The 24,065-nt window shown below is 42.7% G+C and carries 23 protein-coding genes; 2 read left to right on the forward strand and 21 right to left on the reverse strand.

The window, feature by feature from the left end; translation table 11 throughout:
- Positions 1-82 precede the first annotated feature (82 nt).
- Positions 83-2,779 (reverse strand): cation-translocating P-type ATPase, encoded by a 2,697-nt coding sequence (locus ACWPV5_RS06095; RefSeq protein ID WP_454382853.1) that lies wholly within the window; start codon positions 2,777-2,779, stop codon positions 83-85.
- A gap of 307 nt (positions 2,780-3,086) precedes the next feature.
- Here ACWPV5_RS06095 and mntE point away from each other — a divergent pair, with 307 nt between their 5' ends.
- Positions 3,087-4,271 (forward strand): CDF family manganese efflux transporter MntE, encoded by a 1,185-nt coding sequence (gene mntE, locus ACWPV5_RS06100; protein ID WP_060805851.1) that lies wholly within the window; start codon positions 3,087-3,089, stop codon positions 4,269-4,271.
- 37 nt (positions 4,272-4,308) lie between these two features.
- Here mntE and ACWPV5_RS06105 read toward each other — a convergent pair whose 3' ends face one another.
- From ACWPV5_RS06105 to cdaA, 8 genes are all read right to left on the reverse strand, one after another.
- Positions 4,309-6,180, reverse strand: coding sequence for an ABC-F family ATP-binding cassette domain-containing protein (locus ACWPV5_RS06105; protein WP_033680546.1), 1,872 nt, complete (start codon positions 6,178-6,180; stop codon positions 4,309-4,311).
- Positions 6,177-7,376, reverse strand: coding sequence for a CCA tRNA nucleotidyltransferase (locus tag ACWPV5_RS06110; RefSeq protein ID WP_081094059.1), 1,200 nt, complete (start codon positions 7,374-7,376; stop codon positions 6,177-6,179). The genes ACWPV5_RS06105 and ACWPV5_RS06110 overlap by 4 nt, the downstream gene beginning before the upstream one ends.
- Positions 7,373-8,140: a 4-hydroxy-tetrahydrodipicolinate reductase gene (dapB, locus tag ACWPV5_RS06115; protein ID WP_261024045.1), complete on the reverse strand. Its 768-nt coding sequence runs from the start codon at positions 8,138-8,140 to the stop codon at positions 7,373-7,375. The genes ACWPV5_RS06110 and dapB overlap by 4 nt, the downstream gene beginning before the upstream one ends.
- 275 nt (positions 8,141-8,415) lie before the next feature.
- Positions 8,416-9,264: a DegV family protein gene (locus ACWPV5_RS06120; RefSeq protein WP_077805411.1), complete on the reverse strand. Its 849-nt coding sequence runs from the start codon at positions 9,262-9,264 to the stop codon at positions 8,416-8,418.
- Between the two features lies 1 nt (position 9,265).
- Complete coding sequence (locus tag ACWPV5_RS06125; RefSeq protein ID WP_001050088.1) at positions 9,266-9,640, reverse strand: DUF1149 family protein; 375 nt, start codon at positions 9,638-9,640, stop codon at positions 9,266-9,268.
- A 73-nt stretch (positions 9,641-9,713) separates the two neighbouring features.
- Positions 9,714-11,066 (reverse strand): phosphoglucosamine mutase, encoded by a 1,353-nt coding sequence (gene glmM / locus ACWPV5_RS06130; RefSeq protein WP_454382857.1) that lies wholly within the window; start codon positions 11,064-11,066, stop codon positions 9,714-9,716.
- A 24-nt stretch (positions 11,067-11,090) separates the two neighbouring features.
- A complete protein-coding gene (locus ACWPV5_RS06135; RefSeq protein WP_261075252.1) occupies positions 11,091-11,855 on the reverse strand; it encodes a CdaR family protein in 765 nt (254 codons plus the stop codon).
- A complete protein-coding gene (gene cdaA / locus ACWPV5_RS06140) occupies positions 11,842-12,699 on the reverse strand; it encodes a diadenylate cyclase CdaA (protein WP_261046749.1) in 858 nt (285 codons plus the stop codon). Before cdaA ends, ACWPV5_RS06135 begins: the two co-directional genes overlap by 14 nt.
- 138 nt (positions 12,700-12,837) lie before the next feature.
- Between cdaA and ACWPV5_RS06145 the strand changes: the two genes are divergently transcribed.
- Positions 12,838-13,806: an NAD(P)/FAD-dependent oxidoreductase gene (locus ACWPV5_RS06145; RefSeq protein ID WP_454382860.1), complete on the forward strand. Its 969-nt coding sequence runs from the start codon at positions 12,838-12,840 to the stop codon at positions 13,804-13,806.
- 424 nt (positions 13,807-14,230) lie between these two features.
- Here the strand turns inward: ACWPV5_RS06145 and whiA are convergent, their stop codons facing one another.
- From whiA to ACWPV5_RS06205, 12 genes are all read right to left on the reverse strand, one after another.
- Complete coding sequence (gene whiA, locus ACWPV5_RS06150; RefSeq protein ID WP_219966880.1) at positions 14,231-15,142, reverse strand: DNA-binding protein WhiA; 912 nt, start codon at positions 15,140-15,142, stop codon at positions 14,231-14,233.
- Positions 15,139-16,116, reverse strand: a complete 978-nt coding sequence (locus ACWPV5_RS06155; RefSeq protein WP_219966881.1) for a YvcK family protein — start codon at positions 16,114-16,116, stop codon at positions 15,139-15,141. The genes whiA and ACWPV5_RS06155 overlap by 4 nt, the downstream gene beginning before the upstream one ends.
- Complete coding sequence (gene rapZ / locus ACWPV5_RS06160) at positions 16,113-17,003, reverse strand: RNase adapter RapZ (protein ID WP_050389336.1); 891 nt, start codon at positions 17,001-17,003, stop codon at positions 16,113-16,115. The genes ACWPV5_RS06155 and rapZ overlap by 4 nt, the downstream gene beginning before the upstream one ends.
- A gap of 51 nt (positions 17,004-17,054) precedes the next feature.
- On the reverse strand, positions 17,055-17,435 hold the full coding sequence (locus tag ACWPV5_RS06165) for a RidA family protein (RefSeq protein WP_001140420.1): 381 nt from the start codon (positions 17,433-17,435) through the stop codon (positions 17,055-17,057).
- A gap of 10 nt (positions 17,436-17,445) precedes the next feature.
- The gene (yihA, locus tag ACWPV5_RS06170; protein WP_000422605.1) at positions 17,446-18,033 is read right to left on the reverse strand and encodes a ribosome biogenesis GTP-binding protein YihA/YsxC; all 588 of its coding nucleotides are present in this window, start codon (positions 18,031-18,033) and stop codon (positions 17,446-17,448) included.
- An 8-nt stretch (positions 18,034-18,041) separates the two neighbouring features.
- On the reverse strand, positions 18,042-19,274 hold the full coding sequence (clpX, locus tag ACWPV5_RS06175) for an ATP-dependent Clp protease ATP-binding subunit ClpX (RefSeq protein WP_025169664.1): 1,233 nt from the start codon (positions 19,272-19,274) through the stop codon (positions 18,042-18,044).
- A gap of 36 nt (positions 19,275-19,310) precedes the next feature.
- Complete coding sequence (locus ACWPV5_RS06180) at positions 19,311-19,481, reverse strand: hypothetical protein (RefSeq protein WP_000442260.1); 171 nt, start codon at positions 19,479-19,481, stop codon at positions 19,311-19,313.
- Positions 19,481-19,987, reverse strand: coding sequence for a dihydrofolate reductase (locus ACWPV5_RS06185; protein ID WP_454382866.1), 507 nt, complete (start codon positions 19,985-19,987; stop codon positions 19,481-19,483). The genes ACWPV5_RS06180 and ACWPV5_RS06185 overlap by 1 nt, the downstream gene beginning before the upstream one ends.
- A gap of 130 nt (positions 19,988-20,117) precedes the next feature.
- On the reverse strand, positions 20,118-20,636 hold the full coding sequence (locus tag ACWPV5_RS06190) for a Dps family protein (protein ID WP_042750433.1): 519 nt from the start codon (positions 20,634-20,636) through the stop codon (positions 20,118-20,120).
- Between the two features lie 343 nt (positions 20,637-20,979).
- Positions 20,980-22,494 carry a choline binding-anchored murein hydrolase LytC gene (gene lytC / locus ACWPV5_RS06195; RefSeq protein ID WP_454382869.1) on the reverse strand — a complete coding sequence of 505 codons (1,515 nt, stop codon included), beginning with the start codon at positions 22,492-22,494 and terminating at the stop codon, positions 20,980-20,982.
- Positions 22,495-22,527: 33 nt separating this feature from the next.
- Complete coding sequence (gene tpiA / locus ACWPV5_RS06200) at positions 22,528-23,286, reverse strand: triose-phosphate isomerase (RefSeq protein ID WP_000087891.1); 759 nt, start codon at positions 23,284-23,286, stop codon at positions 22,528-22,530.
- A 97-nt stretch (positions 23,287-23,383) separates the two neighbouring features.
- Positions 23,384-24,061, reverse strand: coding sequence for a DnaD domain protein (locus ACWPV5_RS06205; RefSeq protein ID WP_454382871.1), 678 nt, complete (start codon positions 24,059-24,061; stop codon positions 23,384-23,386).
- Positions 24,062-24,065: the final 4 nt, after the last annotated feature.

Consider the following 24,065-nt stretch of genomic DNA (forward strand, 5'->3'; position numbering starts at 1 on the left):
TATAGCAATTATAGCATAAAAGCCGATAACTGCAAGCCCTTTCCCTCAACTATAGTAAAAAGTCATCCGAAGATGACTTTTTTTAAATCGCATTCTTGTCAAAGCCGAGTTTACGTTGAACAAACTTAACAATTTCGACAATAATAATCATTGAGAAACTTCCGCCCATGACGATTCCCCATTGAGACAAGTCTAGTTTGGTTACGTGGAAGATTCCTTCAAGCGGTTCTACGACAATTGTTGCCATAAGAAGGATGAAGGATACCAAGATAGACCAGTTGAAGGTCTTAGACTTGAATGGGCCAACTGTCAAGATGGATTGGTAAACAGATTTCACATTGTAGGCATGGAAGAGCTGAATCAAACCAAGGGTTGCAAAGGCCATAGTAAGGGCATCAGCATGAATGGCATGATTGTCCCCCACATGTACTGGATAAGCAATCGCAAGGGCATAAACACTCATAACAATAGCTGCTTGGAGTACACCTTGATAGATGATAGAACTCAAAACACCACCTGAGAAGAAGCTTGCCTTGCGTCCACGTGGTTTATGGTTCATGACACCAGGCTCAGCAGGTTCAACACCTAGTGCAATTGCTGGGAAGGTATCCGTTACCAAGTTGATCCACAAAAGATGAACTGGTTGCAAGACATCCCAACCAAACAAGGTTGATAGGAAGATGGTCAATACTTCAGCAGTATTGGCAGAAAGTAGGTACTGAATAGTCTTTTGAATGTTTGAGAAGACCTTACGTCCTTCTTCAACTGCAACAATGATAGTCGCAAAGTTATCATCTGCAAGAATCATGTCAGAAGCCCCCTTAGAAACCTCTGTACCAGTGATTCCCATACCGATACCGATGTCTGCTGTTTTCAAAGCCGGCGCATCATTGACACCGTCACCTGTCATGGCAACGACTTTACCTTGTTTTTGCCAAGCCTTGACGATACGAACCTTGTGTTCTGGAGACACACGGGCATAAACAGAGTATTGACCAACGACTTTTTCAAAGTCTTCATCTGACAGTTCATTGAGTTCAGCACCAGTTAAAACGTGACCTTCTGTATCATTTGCATCAATGATTCCCAAACGTTTGGCAATAGCTTCTGCAGTGTCTTGATGGTCACCCGTAATCATGATTGGACGAATTCCCGCTTCCTTAGCCACACGAACAGCCTCAGCAGCTTCAGGACGTTCAGGGTCAATCATCCCAATCAAACCAGTAAAGATTAAATCATTTTCAAGCTCTTCAGAAGTGAGATTTTCTGGAATGCTATCGATAATCTTATAGGCACCTGCTAGGACACGCAAGGCTTGGTGGGCCATTTCAGAGTTGTTTGTGTGAATGAGGTTTGTAACCTTCTCATCAATCGGAGCAATATCCCCAGCCTTATCACGAAGAACACAACGTTTCAAGAGTTGGTCTGGCGCACCTTTAACAGCTACGAGGAAGCGTCCATCTGCAAGTGGATGAACTGTTGACATGAGCTTACGTTCAGAATCAAATGGCAACTCAGCCACACGAGGATATTTCTCTAAGAAACCTTTGACATCGTAGCCCTTGTCCAAGACATACTGGATGAAGGCTGTTTCAGTAGGGTCACCAATCAGATTTCCTTCTACATCAATTTTAGTATCATTTGCCAAGACAACTGAACGAAGCAGGGGCATTTCAAGACCTAGTTCAATGTCATCAGCTGAGTCATGTAGAACCGCATCGTAGAAGACTTTTTCGACGGTCATCTTGTTCATAGTAAGCGTACCAGTCTTGTCAGAAGCGATGATTTCTGTTGAACCAAGAGTTTCTACAGCTGGCAACTTACGAACGATAGAGTTTCGTTTAGCCAAAACTTGAGTACCAAGGGCAAGAACGATAGTTACGATAGCAGGAAGCCCTTCTGGGATAGCTGCAACGGCAAGGGCAACAGAGGTCATCAACTCACCAAGTGGATTTTTGCCTTGAATGAAAACACCAACTACAAAAGTAACAAGGGCAATGACCAAGATAGCATAGGTCAAGACCTTAGAAAGGTTGTTCAAGTTTTGTTTGAGTGGTGTATCCGTCTCATCCGCATCTTGGAGCATGCCAGCGATATGACCAACTTCCGTGTACATCCCTGTATTGACAACAACACCAAGACCACGACCATAAGTCACATTTGAGTTTTGGAAGGCCATATTGACACGGTCACCAATACCAGCATCTGCAGCAAGTTCAACTGTCAAATCTTTTTCGACTGGCACAGACTCACCTGTCAGGGCAGCTTCTTCGATTTTAAGCGAGTTAGCTTCTAATAAACGAAGATCCGCTGGTACAACATCACCTGCTTCAAGGGCAACAATATCACCTGGTACCAATTCTTTAGAGTCAATCTCCGCCATATGACCATCGCGAAGAACGCGGGCAGCTGGACTTGACATAGATTTGAGGGCTTCGATGGCTTCTTCTGCTTTTCCTTCTTGGTAAACACCAAAGGCAGCGTTGATGATTACCACGGCTAAGATGATAATGGCATCTGCGATATCTTCCCCACCAGAAGTCACGACTGACAAGATTGCTGCCGCAACTAGGATGATAATCATCAAATCCTTAAATTGCTCGATGAACTTGACCAGTATTGATCGTTTCTCGCCTTCTTCGAGTTCATTGTGGCCAAATTCGGCAAGGCGCTTTTCCGCCTCACTCGATGACAAACCTTGCTCGGTCGCATCTACAGCCTTCAAGACCTCTTCAGGACTCTGAGTGTAAAACGCTTGGCGTTTTTGTTCTTTTGACATGTGTCTCCTCCTTGACATTGTGTGTAAAACAGACTCTCTTTTCCCTCATCGTATCTTTTCACGACAAACAAAAAGAGACCTGTTAATCATAACAAGTCTCGCTGTTTAAGATAGTGCCGGAAAGCATACTTTTCAGTATAAAATTCGGAATGACGACACTATCACAGGTTTCTGCCAGCTACTCCCTTGAGTAGTTCTATTATACCAAATTTTGAAAAGTTTTCAAAGAGTAAAAACTGCCTTGTTTGAATTTTCTCTTGAAAACCAGTATAATGGTAGAATGCTATGTGACTAGAAAGGAAGTTGAATGAAGCAATCTATCTCAAATCTCAAGTTAGCTGAGCGTGGGGCCATTATCAGCATTTCAACCTATTTGATCTTGTCTGCAGCCAAATTAGCAACTGGGCACCTCCTCCATTCATCCAGTTTGGTAGCAGATGGTTTTAACAACGTATCGGATATCATTGGAAATGTGGCCCTCTTGATTGGGATTCGAATGGCACGCCAACCTGCTGACCGAGACCACCGTTTTGGCCACTGGAAGATTGAGGATTTGGCTAGCTTAATCACTTCCATCATCATGTTCTATGTTGGCTTTGATGTTCTAAGGGATACCATTCAAAAGATTCTCAGTCGTGAAGAAACGGTTATTGATCCTCTTGGTTCAACTCTAGGAATTATGTCTGCAGCAATCATGTTTGTGGTCTATCTCTACAATACTCGTCTCAGTAAGAAATCCAACTCCAAGGCACTGAAGGCTGCCGCCAAGGACAATCTTTCTGATGCTGTCACCTCACTTGGTACTACCATTGCCATCCTAGCGAGCAGTTTCAATTATCCTATTGTGGATAAACTGGTTGCTATCATCATCACTTTCTTTATCTTGAAGACTGCCTATGATATCTTCATCGAGTCTTCCTTTAGTCTTTCAGATGGATTTGATGACCGTCTACTGGAAGATTACCAAAAAGCCATTATGGAAATTCCCAAAATCAGCAAGGTCAAGTCCCAAAGAGGGCGCACCTACGGTAGCAACATTTACCTTGATATTACACTAGAAATGAATCCTGACTTGTCTGTTTTTGAAAGCCATGAAATTGCGGATCAGGTCGAGTCTATGCTGGAGGAACGTTTTGGAGTCTTTGATACCGATGTCCATATCGAGCCAGCACCTATCCCTGAAGATGAAGTTTTAGACAATGTCTATAAAAAATTGCTTATGCGTGAACAGTTGATTGACCAAGGAAATCAACTGGAAGAACTCTTGGCTGACGATTTTGTTTATATTCGCCAAAATGGAAAACAGATGGATAAAGAGGCCTATAAAGCCGAAAAAGACTTGAATTCAGCTATCAAGGACATCCAAATCACTTCCATCAGTCAAAAGACCAAACTCATCAGCTATGAGTTAGATGGTATCATCCACACCAGTATCTGGCGTCGCCACGAAACTTGGCAAAATATCTTCCACCAGGAAACCAAAAAAGAATAGAGAAATCCTGTCCATGAGACGGGATTTTTCTATTCTTCTAGCTATCAAAGTCACTTAGATACTCATAGCGTTCGTATTTTTCAAGGAGTGCTTCGTTTTTCTCATCTAGCTCTTTCTGAAGAGTAGCCAGTTTGCCAAAGTCAGAGCCGTTGGCCTGCATCTCCTCTTCAATAGCAGCGATACAGTTTTCCAAGGATTCAATATCGCCTTCAATGCTTGCCCACTCCTGCTTTTCTTGGTAGGTCATGCGTTTCTTAACTTCTCGAACCTTGACGACTTTTTCCTTTTCGGCTTTTTGCACTTGATTGGCCATCTCTGTTTCAAAGACTTTTTCATCAAGGTAATCAGTGTAATGACCAAAGAAAGGACGAATCTTACCATCCTCAAAAGCGAGAATCTTGGTCGCCACCTTATCCAAGAAATAGCGGTCGTGACTAACAGTCAAAACTGGACCAGCAAAGCCTTGCAAGAAATTCTCCAAAACTGTCAAGGTTGCAATATCCAAGTCATTGGTCGGCTCGTCCAAGAGAAGAACATTTGGTTTTTCCAAGAGCAGTTTGAGGAGATAAAGACGTTTTTTCTCTCCCCCAGACAATTTCTCAATCAAGGTTCCATGCGTCGAACGTGGGAAAAGGAACTGCTCCAGCAACTCTGCAATCGAAGTCGTAGAACCACCGCTGGTCTTGACCTCTTCTGCCACTTCCTGCAAGTAATTGATAACTCGCTTACTTTCATCCAAGCCCTCAATTTGCTGAGAGAAATAGGCAATGCGAACAGTTTCTCCTATCACAACTTGTCCTGCTGTCGGCTCAAGACTTCCTGCAATCAAGTTAAGGAGAGTTGATTTTCCAACACCGTTGTCCCCAACAATTCCAATACGATCTTTAGCCTGCACCAAGAGATTAAAATCTTGCAAAATAGGCTTGTTTTCATAGGCAAAGGAAACATCCTGAAACTCGATGACTTTCTTCCCAATACGACTGGTTTCAAAGTTCATGGTCAAGTCTGTCTCAGCAACGCCGCCTGAAACTTCCTTTTTCAGGTCGTGGAAACGATTGATACGAGCCTGCTGCTTGGTCGCACGCGCCTGCGGTTGTCTGCGCATCCAGACCAATTCCTGCTTATAAAGTTGTTCTTTTTTATGAAGTAGAGCCGCGTCGCGCTCATCCTGTTCCGCCTTTAGGCGAACATAGTCCTGATAATTCCCTTGATACTCAGTCAATCCTGCTCGGTCCAACTCGAAAATCCGTGTTGACAAAGCATCTAGGAAGTAACGATCGTGGGTGATAAAAAGGACGGTCTTCTTAGAATTTTTCAAAAAGAGGGTCAGCCACTCAATAGTCGCTATATCTAAGTGGTTAGTTGGCTCATCCAGAAGCAATAGGTCGTGGTTACCAAGAAGAACTTGCGCCAACTGGACCCGTCTTCTTAGACCACCTGACAATTCCCCAACAGGAGTAGATAAGTCCTGAATACCCAACTTGCTGAGAACGGTCTTGACCTGACTCTCGATTTCCCAAGCTTGGAGAGAGTCCATTTCTGCCATGACACGTTCCAAACGCGCCTGCTTGTCCTCACTATAGTTGAGCATGATCAATTCGTACTCACGAATGAGCTGGATTTCCTTGAGGTCGCTAGATAGAACCGTATCCAAGACCGTCTTGCTATCATCAAAATCAGGATCCTGGGTCAAGTAACCAATCTGGTAGTCATTCTTAGCCGAAAAGGGACTAACATCCCCATCAAAGCCAGAAACACCAGAAAGAACATCTAAAAGAGTGGTCTTACCAGTCCCATTGACACCAATCAGACCGATTCTGTCTAGGTCATGGATGATAAAGGAAATATCCTTAAAAACGGTCTTGTCACCAACGGATTTACTTAGTTTTTCAACGATAAAATCACTCATTTTTTCTCCCTCAGATAATCATGGATGGCTTGACGGTCATTTTCCAATTCTCCATCGACAATGGCATATTCAATCTCTGTTAAAATCTCTCCCAAGTCTGGGCCCGGCTGATAACCATATTCCTTGATCAAAATACCACCGTTGATTTGGATTTCTTTCTTGTCATGAATGGTCAAGTTCTGGTAGGTTTCTGTGATGGCTTGTGGGTTGACTTCTTTTCCTTGGGCCTGACGAAGATTTTCAGCCTGTAAAAGTAAATCCAAGTCAAAGCGGTAACAATCGCGCTTGCTCAATTCTCCCTTTTCACGCAGAGCCAAAATAGTCAGCAAATCCTGAACCTGCTTGGCAAACTGACGTGAGGTCTTCCAAGCTTTCAAAAATGGCTGCGCATTTTCAATCTCCAAAGCCGACAGTAGAGCCGACCAAGCTTGTTCAGAGGATTCAAAGATAAAATCAGTCTCCAAATCAAACAGTCTATTGAGCTTGTCCTGGCTAGATTCCATATCAGGGAGATAATCATAAGCTTGACTCTCAATCATGGAAGCCAAACCCCTTCTCCAAAACGGAGCCAGCAAGAGTTTATCAAACTCAACGAAGGTACGCTCCACAGAAATTTTCTCCAAAAGTGGCGTCAAGGTCTTCATTGCTTTAAACGTTTCTGTCTCAAGTTCAAAGCCAAGACTGGCCTGAAAACGGAAACCACGCATAATCCGCAAAGCATCTTCGTTAAAACGCTCACTTGCCACTCCAACTGCTCGTAAGACTTGCTTTTCCAAATCTTCTAGCCCATGGAACAAGTCAATGATTTCCCCTGTCTCGTCCAAGGCAAAGGCATTGACTGTAAAATCACGGCGCTTGAGGTCTTCTTCTAGCGAGCGAACAAAAGAAACCGCACTAGGTCTACGATAGTCCACATAGACATCTTCTGTCCGAAAAGTAGTCACCTCATACTCCTCGTCCCCATCTAAGACCAAGACAGTTCCGTGCTCGATTCCGATATCGGCTGTTCGCGGAAAAATCTGCTTGGTTTCTTCTGGATAAGAAGACGTCGCAATATCCACATCATGGATAGGACGATTGAGGAGGGCGTCTCGAACAGAGCCCCCAACAAAATAGGCCTCAAAACCTGCTTCTTTAATTTTTTCTAATACTGGTAAAGCCTTCTGAAATTCAGAAGGCATTTGCGTTAATCTCATAATAAGTGTTCTAATCCATAGACAAGCTCATGACGCTTGACAACTTCTTTAATTCCCAAATTGACCCCTGTCATGAAGGAGCTGCGATCATAGGAGTCATGACGGAGGGTCAATCCTTCTCCTTGATTGCCAAAGATGACTTCCTGATGGGCTACTAAGCCTGGCAAACGAACTGAGTGGATGCGCATGCCATCAAAGTCAGCACCACGGGCACCAGTAATCAATTCTTCCTCATCTGCTGCACCTTGCTGAATAGACTCTCGAACTTCTGCCATCAACTCAGCTGTTTTAATAGCTGTGCCACTCGGAGCATCCTTTTTCTTGTCATGATGGAGCTCGATAATCTCCACATGTGGGAAATATTTGGCAGCCTGCTTTGCAAATTGCATGAGCAAGACAGCACCCAGGGCAAAGTTAGGGGCAATCAAACCACCCAAATCTTGGGCGCGAGAAAATTCTTTTAGCTCTGCAATTTCTTCACTAGTAAAGCCTGTCGTTCCAACTACTGGAGCAAATCCATTTTCAAGAGCAAAGCGTGTATTTTCGTAGGCAACAGTTGGAGTAGTAAAATCTACCCAGACATCCGCTTCAAAGCCTGCTAAATCAGCCTTATCCTTGAAAACAGGAATACCCTGCCATTCTGATTCAGACTCAAAGGGATCCAAAACTGCTACCAAGTCCAAGTCTGGATCAGCCAAGACCATCTGACAAGCAGCTTGGCCCATCTTTCCCTTAAAACCAGCAATAATTACTCGAATACTCATCTCTACTCCTGTCTAAGATACAAAACCTGTAGGAACACAAAGTGAAAATAGGAGTTTTGATCAAGAAGTGTCTACTCCTTGGAAGAACTATCTTTTTCACACAGGGTTCCAGGCGTGTTCAATTATCAAGATACAAAGGACGTTAGCTGCACAAGAAAATAGGGAATGACGCTGACTTTCCACAAAAGGCAAGACAGGCATCTTTTTTCATGAGGCAGGTAGTCCGTGTTCAATTGCTAAGATACAAGGCATCTTAACTAGTCTAGAAGCGCCAACTAAATCACTGGAATATAACCCAGAGCAATGCTTCCTGATCCTAGGTGTGTCCCAATGACACTACCAAATGTAGCTAGTGAAATATCCGTACCCACTCCAGATTCAAGCAAGTGCTGACGCAATTCCTCAGCCTTTTCAGGAGCATTCCCATGAATGACAATGACCCGATATTGGCCTGAAGCCGTTGTTTCCTTGATAATTTCAATTAAGCGTTTGGTTGCTTTCTTTTCAGTACGAACTTTTTCGTAAACTTCAATCACACCTTGGTCGTTGAAATAAAGGATTGGCTTAATGCTAAGCAAATTGCCTAAAATGGCAGCCCCATTTGAAAGGCGCCCACCTTTCACCAAATGATCCAAATCATCTACCATGATAAAGGCTGACGTACGGCTGATTTGAATGGCTAGCTTATCCTGAATGCTGGCAAAATCATCGCCCTGGTCACGCCAATTAAAGACGCTTTCAACCATGATACCCAGAGGAGCACTTGTAATCAAAGTGTCTGGAAAAGCAATGGTTAAGCCCTCATATTCATCTATCATATACTGGATATTTTGGTAAAAACCTGAAATTCCAGAAGATAGGAAAAGCCCCAAAGCATGAGTATAGCCTTGTTCTTTGAGCGAAGTTAAGATTTCATCTAACTTGGCAATACTTGGTTGACTAGTCTTAGGCAATTCAGAAGCCTGAGCCATTTTTTGGTAAAATTCCTCAGCAGTCAGATTGATGCCTTCGACATACTCCTCACCATCAATATTGACAGGAATATCCAAGACATACAAATCTTCTCTTTGCAAGGTCTCTGCACTGAGATAGGCAGAAGAATCTGTGATAACAGCTAGTTTCATATTAGAACTCCAAATTGATTCCTGGTAAGTCTAATGCAATTTCAGTTACTTCGTAAGTCAAACGGTTGAGCATGTTCAAACTTGGGCGAGCCAAAGTTTCCACTTCTTCTTGGCTCAATTCACTTGGTTCATTGACAATACGGCCATCGATGTGGTTTACCTGTGAAATGGTTCCACTGATGACAAACTTATCAAATACAATCATAAAGGTCAAGATGACAATCAAGGAAGTCACTTGATTTTCTTGATCATGTTGGAGCAATTGGAAGTTCACATCCACCTTAGTTTCAGGAGCTCCATTTTCATTTTCCCATTCAAAATTACGCGCATCAAAATGATACTGACTAACAAATTCTTGTTCACGTTTAAGATTCATGTCTTTCTCCCTTGGCTACAATATTATAAGCTATTGTACCATAATTTTTTATTTTCATCTAGTTTTCTAGGATTTAGTCAATCCCGATTTCAGCTCGAACTACATCTGCGATGGTATCAACATAGTAGTCCACTTCTTCTGTTGTAGGCGCTTCTGCCATAACACGCAAAAGGAGCTCTGTTCCACTTGGGCGAACAAGAATACGTCCGTTCCCCGCCATTTCTTCTTCCATTTTCTCGATGATATCCTTGATAGCTGGCACTTCCATGGCCTTTTCCTTCATGGCATTTTCCACTCGGATATTGACTAATTTTTGTGGATAGATAGTTACTTCTGCAGCCAACTCTGACAAGCTCTTACCAGTTTCCTTCATGATTTTGGTCAATTGAACAGCAGATAATTGACCATCACCTGTTGTATTGTAATCCATCAAGATGACGTGACCAGACTGTTCACCACCAAGATTGTAGCCTGATTTTCTCATTTCTTCAACAACATAGCGGTCGCCAACTGCAGTAACTGCCTTGTTAATACCTTCGCGGTCCAAGGCCTTGTGGAAACCAAGATTAGACATCACAGTTGTCACAATTGTATTTTGAGCCAATTGTCCTTTTTCAGAAAGGTATTTTCCGATGATGTACATAATCTTATCACCATCGACGATGTCGCCCTTTTCATCGACAGCAATCAAACGGTCACTGTCTCCATCAAAGGCCAAACCAATCGCTGACCCGCTTTCTTTGACTACTTCTTGAAGGGCTTCTGGGTGTGTAGAACCAACATTAAGATTGATATTAAGCCCATCTGGTGTCTCCCCGATAACCGTCAATTGAGCACCAAGATCAGCGAAAATCTGACGGGCACTTGTAGACGCTGCACCATTAGCTGTATCCAAGGCAACCTTCATTCCATAAAGAGGAGTTCCAGTTGAAACCAGATAGCTTTCATACTTACGCAAGCCTTCTGGATAATCTACCAAGGTTCCCAAGCCTTCTGCGCTTGGACGAGGAAGAGTATCTTCCGCAGCATCTAGCAAGACTTCAATTTCTGCTTCTTTTTCATCGTCTAGTTTGAAGCCATCTCCACCAAAGAACTTAATCCCATTATCAAGAGCTGGGTTATGGCTAGCAGAAATCATGACACCTGCACTTGCTCCTTCAGTTTTGACCAAGTAAGCTACTGCTGGTGTTGCCAGAACGCCTAGTTTATAAACGTGAATTCCCACGGACAGTAGACCTGCCACCAAGGCTGATTCTAGCATTTCTCCTGAAATACGTGTGTCACGTCCTACAAAGACTTTCGGTGCTTCCGTTTCATGTTGACTGAGAACATAACCTCCAAAACGTCCTAATTTAAAGGCCAATTCTGGCGTTAGTTCTACGTTAGCTTCTCCACGGACTCCATCAGTCCCAAAATATTTACCCATTTTTATAAAATCCTTTTTCTATTTTTAATTCGTTTTTGAACTAGTTGCTTTCGTTGACGAAGATGTCTCCGACGAACTGCTTGTGCTTGAACTTGGTGTCACAGGTTTTGTAGTTACCTTCATTGTTGTATCAAACGGAGTGATCACTACTGGTAAGACAACCCCATTGCGGTCGATTGCCTGCAAAGGTACTGAACCACTGTAATTACCTGTTATGCGTTCGCTGGTTGGTAAAAGCGCAATAACTTTGTCAATCTTAGCTAATGTTTCCTGGTCAGTCGTGACCGAAACGCGTTCATTTGACACGGTTACACTATCAAGTTGTAGCTTGGGATCAATCTGGCTTTGGTCAACTTGTGGCACAACAATCATCCCATCTCGCTTAACCTTCTTCCCAACTTTCACTGTGATCTTTTGAGGCGTTGCCACAGCGGTCAATCCACTAGGAAGATTTTCAATGTTCAAGGGAACTTCAATCGTTCCAACACTAGCATCTGTCAAATCCGCTGTAACCTTAAACTTACGAGTACTTTCCTGCATTTCACTGGCCAAGGTCACACGATTGGCACCTGTCAACACAACTGAAACTTCTGATGCAAATCCGCTGATGAAATACTGGTCATCATCATAGTGAATATCGATAGGAACGTTCGTTATCGTATTGGTGTAGGTTTCTGATTTGACCTGCCTTGTGGTATTGCTATTTTGAAAGTTGGTCGACGTTGCATAAATGAATAAGACACAAGCAAAAAAGAGAGATGAAATGATATATAGACTATTTTTTCTCATATTTCCAACCTCCTAGCAAACGATCCTTGAAACTGACTTTTTCCTCAACAGCTGGCACAAGAATTGCACGTAGTTCTGCTTCAAATTCTTCAATCGTCAAGTCGTGCTTGAAAACACCGTTATAGGTAATAGAAATGCCACCTGTTTCCTCTGAAACGATGAAGGTCAAGGCATCGGATACTTCTGATAAACCGATAGCCGCCCGGTGTCTGGTCCCAAATTCCTTGGAAATCCCTGTGCTTTCTGTCAAGGGCAGATAGGCAGAGGTGACTGCTATTCGATTTTCTCTGATAATCACAGCACCATCATGTAGAGGAGTGTTGGGAATAAAAATATTGATGAGGAGTTCAGCTGAAATATTGGCATCCAAGGGAATCCCTGTCGCAATGTATTCTTGCAAGGTCCGAACTCGTTGAATGGCAACCAAAGCACCGATCTTACGGGGACTCATGTATTCAACTGACTTAACAAAGGCACGAATCATTTTCTCTTCTGCACTAATTTGAGTAGTAGAAAAGAAATCTGTCGCCCTTCCCAAGCGTTCCAAACCAGTCCGAATCTCTGGAGAGAAGATAACAACCGCAGCAATAACTCCATAGGTGATAATCTGATTAATCAACCAAGAAATCGTTGTTAAACCAAGGATATTGGCCACGACCTGGGCTAATACAAAAATCAAGACCCCTCGCACCAAAATCATAATCTTGGTGCCAGCTATCGCTTTTGTAAAACGATACAAAACATAGGTCACAATCAAAATATCAAACAGATTGATGGCAATACTCCAAGGACTAGAAAACAAGCTAGTCCAATATTGCAGGTTGGATAATTGTTGAAAGTTCATCTGCTGTCTCCTCTCTGTCCAAACACGTTCCTCTCTATTATACCATTTTTCTGGCATTTTTTTCCCTATCCTACTTCATTTTAAATTAAAGAAAAAATATGATAAAATAAATTGACTAGAAAAAACAAAGGAGAAACCATGTCTCAACTCTATGATATTACCATTGTAGGTGGTGGTCCTGTCGGGCTTTTTGCAGCCTTCTATGCCCACCTACGCCAAGCCAAGGTCCAAATCATCGACTCCCTTCCCCAACTAGGTGGACAACCTGCTATTCTCTATCCTGAAAAGGAAATCCTAGACGTCCCAGGTTTCCCAAATCTGACTGGAGAAGAATTGACCAACCGCTTGATTGAACAGTTAAACGGCTTTGATACCCCTATTCATCTCAATGAAACGGTTCTTGAGATTGAAAAACAAGAAGAAGGATTTGTCATCACAACTTCTAAAGGAAGTCACCTGTCTAAAACTGTTATCATCGCTATGGGGGGCGGTGCCTTTAAACCACGTCCGCTGGAACTAGAAGGCGTTGAGGGCTATGAAAACATCCACTACCACGTTTCCAATATCCAGCAATACGCTGGTAAGAAAGTGACGATTCTTGGTGGAGGAGACTCAGCTGTGGACTGGGCTTTGGCTTTTGAAAAAATTGCGCCAACTACCCTTGTTCACCGCAGAGATAATTTCCGCGCCTTGGAACACAGTGTTCAAGCCTTACAGGAATCATCTGTGACCATCAAGACACCATTCGTCCCTAGCCAACTCCTTGGAGATGGAAAAACGCTCGATAAACTTGAAATCACAAAAGTCAAATCTGATGAAACAGAAACTATTGACCTAGACCACCTCTTTGTCAACTATGGTTTCAAATCTTCTGTCGGTAACCTTAAAAACTGGGGTCTGGACCTCAACCGTCACAAGATTATCGTCAACAGTAAGCAAGAATCTAGCCAAGCAGGTATCTATGCTATCGGTGACTGCTGCTACTATGGCGGAAAAATTGATCTGATTGCGACAGGGCTTGGAGAAGCACCAACCGCTGTCAACAATGCCATCAACTACATTGACCCAGAGCAAAAAGTACAACCAAAACACTCTACTAGTTTATAAAAAAGAACCACGAGCCACATAGGATTCGTGGTTTTAAAATTCATCTACGATCTGATCAGCTCATACCTTTCCCCTTCTTTTTCAAAAATCAAAAATGTCCTATCAAATTGATAAAGCATGTGATATAATAACGACGGCACTAACAATACGCCTTGGAAAAGGAGGTATTACAGATGCTAGAACTTCTCAAAATAGTACTTATCGCAGTCGTCGAGAATATCACCTCATGGCTAGTGACTCGTTGGTTAGACGATCACTTCGACAAGTAACCTTCCTGGTTAGTGCTATCTAACCCAGAAAAAATCCCCTTGGTATTGCAGTACCGAGGGGATTTCTGATAGCACTGAAATGCTAGAACTTCTCAATTCCTCTTTATTATCTCACATGCTCTGTTTAATTGTCAAGAAAGAGGTGTTTTATATCTTTATAACTCATCCGCTATCTTATTGATTTTTCTGAGTCTGTGGTTGACACCACTTTTGGTCAGGGGATTGCTGAGGCTATCCGCTAACTGCTGGATAGAGTAGTCTGGGTGCTGAATCCGCAGTTGCGCTACCTCCTGCAAATCCACTGGCAGATTTTCTAATCCCATAATATCTTTGATTTTGCTGATATTGTTGATAGTCTTCATGCTGGCAGAAACTGTCCGAGCGATATTGGCTGTCTCGGCATTATTGGCTCGATTGAGGTCATTACGGGTTTCTCGCAAAATCTTAACCCTCTCAAAATCATCACGCGCCTGCATGGCTCCGATTACTATCAAGAAATCCATAATATCTTCGGCTCGCTGGAGATAGGTCACAGCCCCCTTCTTGCGCTCAAGCACCTTGGCATCCAGTAAAAATTGCTGGAGAAGCGAGGAAATCCCTTGCGCATGGTCCAGATAAACAGAACTGATTTCCAACTGGTACTTACCTGATTCAGGGTCACGAATGCTTCCATTTGCCAAGAATGCACCACAGAGATAGGCACGACCTGCTTCCTCGTCTGATAAAATCTCCTCGTCAATACCTGTTTCCAGACCAAAGAAGGAGTCTGCCAAGTGCAAATCACTCAACAAGTCCTGCACTTTTTCATCTGTAAAAACGGTATAGACCCGATTCTTACGAAGATTACTTCTTTGGTGATGTCGAATTTCCGATTTGATTTCGTAGAAATGGAGAAAAGACTCATAGAGGTGACGAGCTAGCTTAGCATTTTCTGTCACAACAGACAGGGTCAAGCCCGAGGTCGAGAGACCGATGCTACCAGACATCTTGATAATGGCAGATAATTCATGCCGGCTTAGATGGTGCTGACCTAGGATTTCTTCTTTAACTGCTACTGTGAAACTCATTTTCTCACCTGTATAATCCGCATCAACTCGTCCACGAGCAAATCTCCATCGTGGAAGGCACCCCCATTTTCCAGACGAAGGAAGTTGGATGAAATCACACGCGGAACTCGCTTACAAAGACCAGCAAAATCATGCTCCACCTGTACCAAGTATTCATCAAACCGGTTGGAATTCATATATTCCTGAGGAACTTTTTCGATATTCACCAAGACCGTATCGATAAAAGGTCGGCCAAGGTGACGATGCAAGACTTCCACGTGGTCGCTATCTGTAAAATGTTCCGTCTCCCCACGTTGGGTCATAATATTGCAGACATAAGCGATTTCTGCCTTGGTTTCCAAAAGAGCCTGGCCGATTTCTTTAATCACGATATTGGGCAAAATCGAGGTAAAGAGGGAACCTGGCCCTAGGACAATCATGTCACTTTCAAGAATGGTCTGCACTACTCGACGGCTAGCCAGAGGTGTATCATCGTTGAGGGTATTGGTCACATAGACATGGTCAATCATGCCCGGATGGTCTGCAATATGGCTCTCTCCAGCCACCTCTGTCCCATCCTGAAAGACTGCGTGCAGGGTCAAAGGATGGTCACTGGAAGGATAAATCTTCCCAGTTGTGTGGAAAAATTTACTCAGCAACTGCATAGCATTGTAGGTCGAACCCTGCATTTCTGACAGACCCGCAATAATGAGATTGCCCAATGGATGGCCAGCAAAGGCTCCAGCATCTTCAGAAAAGCGATACTGAAAGACTTTCTCATAAAACTTAGGCATATCCGACATAGCCACAAGGACATTGCGAAGATCACCTGGCGGTGTCAATTGCTGCATATTTTTTCGGAGTTCACCTGATGAACCACCATCATCCGCCACCGTTACGATAGCAGCGATTTCCACATCTTTTTCCCGCAGACTTTTAAGAATGACGGGGATCCCAGTCCCTCCACCAATCACCGTTATCTTTGGTTTTCTCATGAACGGTTTACCGTTTCCTTTCTTCGGTCTTTGTCGCGATGCCCTTCATTAACAGGCCAATTCTTGGATAAGTCCTGCGCCAAGCGTTTAGCAAAGGCCACACTACGGTGTTGTCCACCCGTACATCCCATGGCAATGGTCAAAACGGACTTACCTTCCTTTTGGTAACTTGGCAAAATCGGTTCAATCAAGGCCAACAAATGTTGATAAAAGTCTTCGGACTCAGGGTGGTTCATGACATAGTGATACACTGGTTCATCTACACCCGTTTGATTTCGTAACTCTGGAAGGTAGTATGGATTTGGCAAGAAACGGACATCAAAGACCAAATCCGCATCAATTGGGATTCCATATTTAAAGCCGAAAGACATGACTTCGATACGGAAAGACTGGGCTTGTTCTTGGTCTGAAAACTGCTCTGCAAGTGTTTTGCGCAGCTCACGTGGAGTGAGTTCAGTCGTATCCACCACATTTTGGCTCATATTTTTCAAAGGCGCCAAGAGCTCACGTTCCAGCTTGATTCCATCCAAAATCCGTCCATCTGCTGCTAGTGGGTGACTCCGTCTGGTTTCCTTGTAACGCGCGACCAATTCCTTATCAGCTGCATCCAAAAAGAGAATTTTAAAGTCCAGTTCTTCCTTGTTTTCCAACTCATCCAAAACAGCTTGAATCTCTGAAAAGAAAGAACGGCTACGCATATCTACTACCAAAGCCAACTTATGGTCATCTTCCTTTGTTTCTACCAACTGCAAAAACTTAGGCAAGAGAGCTGGCGGCATATTGTCAATAGTAAAATAACCCAAATCTTCGAAGGACTGAATGGCAACTGTTTTCCCTGCGCCACTCATCCCTGTTACAATCACCAAGTGAAGTTGTTTCTTTGTCATCTTTTTCTCCTTATATCAAAAGAAGTTTGGCAACACCAAACTTCAACTAGCTTATCCAATCTCTGCGATGACTTCAATTTCGACTTTTACATCACGAGGAAGACGAGCTACCTCTACTGCTGAACGAGCTGGAAATTCCTCTTTAAAGGCCGTTTGGTAAACCTCGTTAAAAGGAACAAAGTCGTTCATATCGCTCAAGAAACAAGTTGTTTTGACAACATGGTCAAAGTCAGTTCCTGCTTCTGCCAAAATAGCACCGATGTTTTTCAAAACTTGTTCTGTCTGTTCTTGGATCGTTTCTCCAACGATTTCCCCAGTTTCAGGAGAGAGAGGAACTTGACCACTAGCAAACAAAAGGTTGCCAACGATTTTTCCTTGAACATATGGTCCGATAGCCTTTGGGGCCTTATCTGTATGAATTGTTTTTGCCATTTTCTTTTCCTCACAATTTTTCTAAGATTGCATCCCAAGCCTCATCCATCCCTGCCTTGCTGACAGATGAAAAGAGGATGAAGTCATCACTTGGGTCAAAGTTTAATTTCTTTTTGATTGCTGATTCGTGTTTGTTCCATTTACCACGAGGAATCTTGTCCGCCTTGGTCGCAACGATGATAACCGGAATCTCATAATATTTGAGAAATTCGTACATCTGTACATCATCTGCTGACGGGTCATGACGAAGGTCAACTAAACTGACTACCGCACGGAGATTTTCTCGAGTTGTCAGATACTCCTCAATCATGCGCCCCCACTTTTCACGTTCCTTTTTGGAAACACGGGCATAACCATAACCAGGCACATCCACAAAGCGCATCTTGTCGTCAATGTTAAAGAAGTTAAGAAGCTGGGTTTTCCCAGGTTTTCCTGACGTACGAGCCAGATTCTTACGGTTCAGCATGGTATTGATAAAGCTGGATTTACCAACATTTGAACGCCCTGCAAGAGCGATCTCTGGCAGTTCATCCTGCGGATAGTGGGACTTGTTAGCCGCACTGAGCAAGATTTCAGCATTGTGTGTATTAAGTTCCATAGTCACCTCTAGGCTGTTTCTAGGATTGGTTTATCCGTTCCATCGACAGCTTCTTTTGTGATACGGACCAATTTCACATTTTCCTGACTCGGTACTTCAAACATAACGTCTAACATGGTTTCTTCGATAATGGAGCGAAGACCACGCGCCCCAGTCTTCCGTTCGATGGCCTTATTGGCAATCTCTTGAAGGGCTTCGTCGTCAAATTCCAACTCGACATCATCATAAGAAAGCAGGGTTTGGTACTGTTTGACCAAGGCATTTCTTGGCTCTTTCAAAATGCGAACCAAATCATCTACTGTCAACTGCTCAAGAGCAGCAAAGACAGGCAAGCGTCCAATCAACTCAGGGATAATACCGAATTTTTGAATATCTTCTGCGATGATTTCTTGCATGTATGAGCTATTTTCGTCAATCGCCTTATTGTTTTGACCAAATCCAATGACTTTTTCACCCAGACGTTGTTTGACAATTTCTTCGATACCATCAAAGGCACCACCCACGATGAAGAGGATATTTTTGGTATCCACTTGAATCATCTCTTGTTGTGGATGCTTGCGCCCACCTTGAGGCGGTACGCTAGCAACGGTTCCCTCGATAATCTTGAGAAGGGCTTGTTGCACCCCTTCACCAGAAACATCACGTGTGATAGACACGTTCTCACTCTTCTTGGCAATCTTGTCAATTTCATCCACGTAGATAATCCCACGCTCTGCACGTTCGATGTTAAAGTCAGCAGCCTGCAGGAGTTTGAGAAGGATATTTTCCACGTCCTCACCCACATAACCAGCCTCAGTAAGAGCTGTCGCATCCGCAATCGCAAAAGGCACATTTAAGCTCTTAGCCAAGGTCTGAGCAAGGAAAGTTTTCCCTGAACCAGTTGGGCCAATCATCAAGATGTTTGACTTCTGCAAATCCACATCTTCTGACTCTTCACGCGTATCGTGGAAATTGATGCGTTTGTAGTGGTTGTAAACCGCCACTGCCAAGGCACGCTTGGCACGATCTTGACCAATTACATAGTGGTTCAAGATATGGAGGAGTTCGATTGGTTTTGGAACTTCTGACAAGTCTGCCAAGACTTCCTCAGCCAACTCCTCCCGAATGATTTCCTGGGCCAACTCCACACATTCATTACAGATAAAGGCGTTGTTCCCAGCGATTATTTTTTGTACTTCTTCTTGGCTTTTGCCACAAAATGAGCAATAAACCATCATATCATTATTCCTAGTTGTAGGCATGATTTCCTTCCGTTCTATTCTATACTGTCATTCTATCTAAAATAAGGTCATGTAAAAAGCATGGATACTATTGACCAAATTGGTAAAGGCATTTAACCAGAGCAGGACAGAAAGTCCATAACGCTTTTTACGAAAAGCCTGTGCTCCTGCAAGCAAGCAGACCAAACACAGCATGGCTGTGAAAAAACCAAATATACTACGTTCCATTAGACTTCCTTTCTCTTGCGGTATTGGATGGTAAAATCATAAGGATTTTTCTCATCTTTGGTATAGGATTTGCTTGAAACCGTCTCAAAAATAGACAGGTCAAACTCTTCAGGGAAATAGGTATCTCCTTCCACCCGAGCATGAATGTGAGTCACAATCACTTCGTCAAGGTAGGGTTCAAAAGCTTGAAAAATTTGCTTTCCACCTAAAATATAAAGATTCTTATCTTGAGCCTGATACCAGTCCAAGACAGACTGAACATCATAAAAAGTAGCAACCCCGTCTATCTTTTCTTCAGAATTACGCGTCAAAATCAAGGTCTCCCGTTTGGGAAGCAAGCGACGCCCCATTCCATCAAAGGTCACGCGCCCCATCAAGATAGCATGATTTAGAGTTGTTTCTTTGAAGTGTTGCAGTTCTGCTGGCAAATGCCAAGGCAGACGATTGTTCTTACCAATCACACCCTCTTCATCCTGGGCCCAAATAGCTACGATTTTCTTAGTCATGCTTCCATCCTTTTCACTGATAGTACTATTTTATCAAAAAACTCAAAAAAAGACTGGTTTGGAATAGCTTACAGAATATAAAAAATCCGTAAGAGGAATCCTACAGATTTTTATATGATTATTCTATTTCTTACAAACCAGGTGCTTGTCCAAGCTCTGCGGCAAGCATCCAGATTGTTTTATCAGTTTCAGTTTTAGCGTCTGAGAAGATACCGTTTGTCACATCGTCACCTTCTTCATCAGTGACATCCAAACCTTTTTGGAAAAGTTCTGACAAGTAACGGTAGATAGCAAGAACACGTTCCAAGCTTTCTTCAACATTACGGTATTCACCAGCTTCTTCTTCGATTTCACTGTTTTGAAGGAATTCTGTCAAAGTAGAGAATGGGCTACCACCAAGTGTAATCAAACGTTCGCTGATTTCATCCAATTGACCGTCAAGAGCATCCATGTACTCATCCATTTTTGGATGCCATACAAGGAAACCACGACCACGCATATACCAGTGTACTTGGTGCAAAGCCACATGAGCTACGTACAAATCAGCAACAGCTTGGTTCAAGACTTCCTTTGTTTTTGCCAATGCTACTGGCGCTGCTTTTGTTAATGATGTTACATCTTTTACTGCTTCTTTTTTCAATTCTACCATTTTATTTTACCTCATTCATTATTATTTGTAACCACTTCTTACTGATTACTATCTTAGTATACTACTAAGAATAACCAATAGCAAGCCAAATGACTCACATGAGAAAAGTTGCAATAGACTGATAATTTAAGAATTTTTTAGAATGAAACCCAGTCCCCTTACACCTCTCTTATACTCAATGAAAATCAAAGAGCAAACTAGGAAACTAGCCGCAGGCTGTACTTGAGTACGGCAAGGTGACGTTGACGTGGTTTGAATTTGATTATCAAAGATTATTAACTGCGACAAAATAAAGAAAAAGAGGATGCAATTTTCTTGCACACTCCTTTCTCAAACTTATATCTTAATACCAAACACTGACGTCAACACGACCACGAATTCCTTTTAAGTATTCAGATGAGGTATATTGCCATCCTTTTTCACCTGAATAATGAGGATTTGTCCAATCAAGCGCATCCGTATAGGCTGCTACCCAGTTAACATGTTGTAAAATATCAGGATGATTCAAACGAGTTTGCAAAAGTTGACGGTAGCTATAAACATTCACATTTTGATAACCAGCCTGTTTCATTGTTGCCATATACTTGTTGATAATCTTGACCCAGGTTCCAGTATCACTTGGAGCTCTCTTGGTCTTATTGCCATATTCCCAGTTCTCGACATCGTAGTAGATAGGGTAAGACAAGTTCATCTTGTATTTTTTCAAGAGTTCAATGGTTTGATTAGCATCATTCTCAGCATCGGTCTCATTTTCAGCATAAGTATAAAGGTAAACACCGTAAGGAATTCCAAGACGGTTTAACTCCTTAATATTATGAGCCAATTCCTTGTCCTCAGTTCCACTATAGCCCAAACGAACAATGACTCCATCAACGCCATTATCATCAATGACCTTTTTCCAGTCACTGATACGACCATTGTGTTCACTGACATCAATGACCTTTTTAACTTGATCAGTCCCAACTTGTTCTTCACGATGGTTAAAGAAATAACGTCTACCATTTCGGTGAACCCAGCCAACATTCAAGTCTTTCTTTTCTTTTAACTCACCTGAGTCAGAAAAAATATAGCGAGCATCATCCATGACTAATTCACCAGTCGCCATAGCACCACTTCCTGTCAAATAGTAGTTACCCTGCCACTCATCTTTGGCCATGTAACCCCACTTCTTGAAATAGTACCACTTGCCGTCTACCTTTTGCCACTCTTGATTTGCATAAGAACCATCGGACTTGAGATAGAAGTAAGACGAATAGGCTGGATCATAGAGCCATTCATTTTGCATCATGGCACCTTGACCATTTAGGAAATAACTTCCCTGCCATTGGCTTTTAGCTAAATAGCCCCATTTTTTAAAATAGTACCATTTACCTCCAACAGAATGCCATTCCTGATTAGCATAAGAACCATCGGACTTCAGGTAAAACCAATTCTTATAGGCGTTATCATAAACCCATTCATTCTTAGCCATATAACCACCTGATTTTAGGTAGTAATTGCCCTGCCACTCATTTTGAGCATAACGACCGTCTGACTTAATATAAAACCAAGCCTTATAGTAGTTATCAAAAATCCACTCACTCTTTGCTTTGGAACCATCAGCCTTTACATAATAATCCCCCTCCCAGTGGGCAGAAGCATTGGTCTTTACTCCTGCGCTCGTTTGAGTTTTATTAGAAGACTGATTTTGCTCTGAACTACTTGAAACTGTCGTTGCATCCTGCGAAGTTTTTGCTACCTCAGTTTCATTGGCAGCGACATGGCTAGTTGCCAATCCTAGTAAGCAGATACTTGCTAATCCAATTTTTCCAATCTTTGTTTTCAATCTTTCCTCTCCTATAAAAAATGGAACAGACATCTGAATGCTGTTCCACCTAGCTTTTGCTACTGATTATTTTACAAAGTCAAGCAAAGCCAAGAAGCTTTCTGCTTCAAGTGACGCACCACCTACAAGGGCACCGTCAACGTCTGGGCAAGCCATGTATGAAGCAACGTTTTCAGGTTTAACAGAACCACCGTATTGAACACGAACTTTGTCCGCAACTTCTTGACCAAAGTCAGCAGCTACAACGTCACGAACAACTTTACACATTTTTTGTGCATCGTCTTGTGAAGCTGATTTACCAGTACCGATAGCCCAGATTGGCTCGTAAGCGATAACTGATGCAGCAACTTGTTCAGCAGTCAATCCAGCCAATGCAGCAGATACTTGAGCACCTACGAATTCAGCAGCTTTACCAGCTTCATAAGTTTCAAGTGATTCACCACAACAGATGATTGGAAGCATGCCGTTTGCAAAGATTGCTTTTGCTTTTTTGTTGATATCTTCGTCAGTTTCATGGAAGTAGTCACGGCGTTCTGAGTGACCGATAACAACGTAATCAGTTCCAATTTCTTTCAAAACTTGTGGGCTAGTTTCACCAGTGAAAGCACCTGCATTTTCAAAGTAGCAGTTTTGAGCAGCAACTTTAAGGTTTGAACCTTTAGCAGCAGCAAGAACAGCTGTCAAATCAAGAGCTGGAGCAGCGATACCTGCTTCAACAAGGTCTGATGAAGGAAGTTTTGATGCAACTGCTTCAACAAATGCTTTAGCTTCTTCTGGATTTTTGTTCATTTTCCAGTTACCAGCGATAAATGGTTTACGTGACATTTCACATACCTCTTTTTTCAATTTATTTTCTATTTATTTTATCACAATTAGACACAGCTTGCAAATCTTACTCGGATTTCAAGCCTGCTTGCATGGATTAATCCTTCCAGAGATCCATGGCATTTCTGAAATCTGCAGATACCTGTGTCAACTGAGGATTGCTGACTTCTCTCTCTGCCCGCTTAGCCTCAATTTGAGCCACACTCTTGATACCTTCATGGCGCCAATTTCTCAAAATGGCCTGAATGTACTTCCAGTTTGGTTTTCCATTCAAAACAGCTTCACGAAGAGCTTCCTTAATCAAGTCAGCACTGGTCCCATCTTCTTTTAGTGTCTTAGTCAAATCTTCAATCTCAAAAGGGGTCAACAAGCGTCCTAATTCCTGCTGGAAGGTTTCTACCAAATCCTTAAGCTGGTTTTGAGGTGTCAACTGGTCTGAACTCGAAGTAGGAGCTCCAAGCAAGTCATCCAAACGTTCCAAAGCCAAACTAGCATCAAAAAGCAATTCAATTTCGCCATTTAGTTCGATAGTACGATACTGGAGCAGTCCCCTTTCCGTCAGATTGGAAATGGACTGGTTGACATCCGAAATTTCCTTACCAATCCTTTCAGCAATCTGGCTTGGAGACATTTCTTCTAAGCCAGTCGTATTTTGCAAATAGAAAAATTGCCAGACCAGAAAATCGTCGCTGGAAGGAAAGAGTTCCTTAAAATGCAAGAGCAGGGCACTCGGCAAAACCAAGTTCCCTGATTTAAAAGCGTCTAAATATGTCATAATT

Source organism: Streptococcus sp. Marseille-Q7156, from assembly GCF_965119495.1.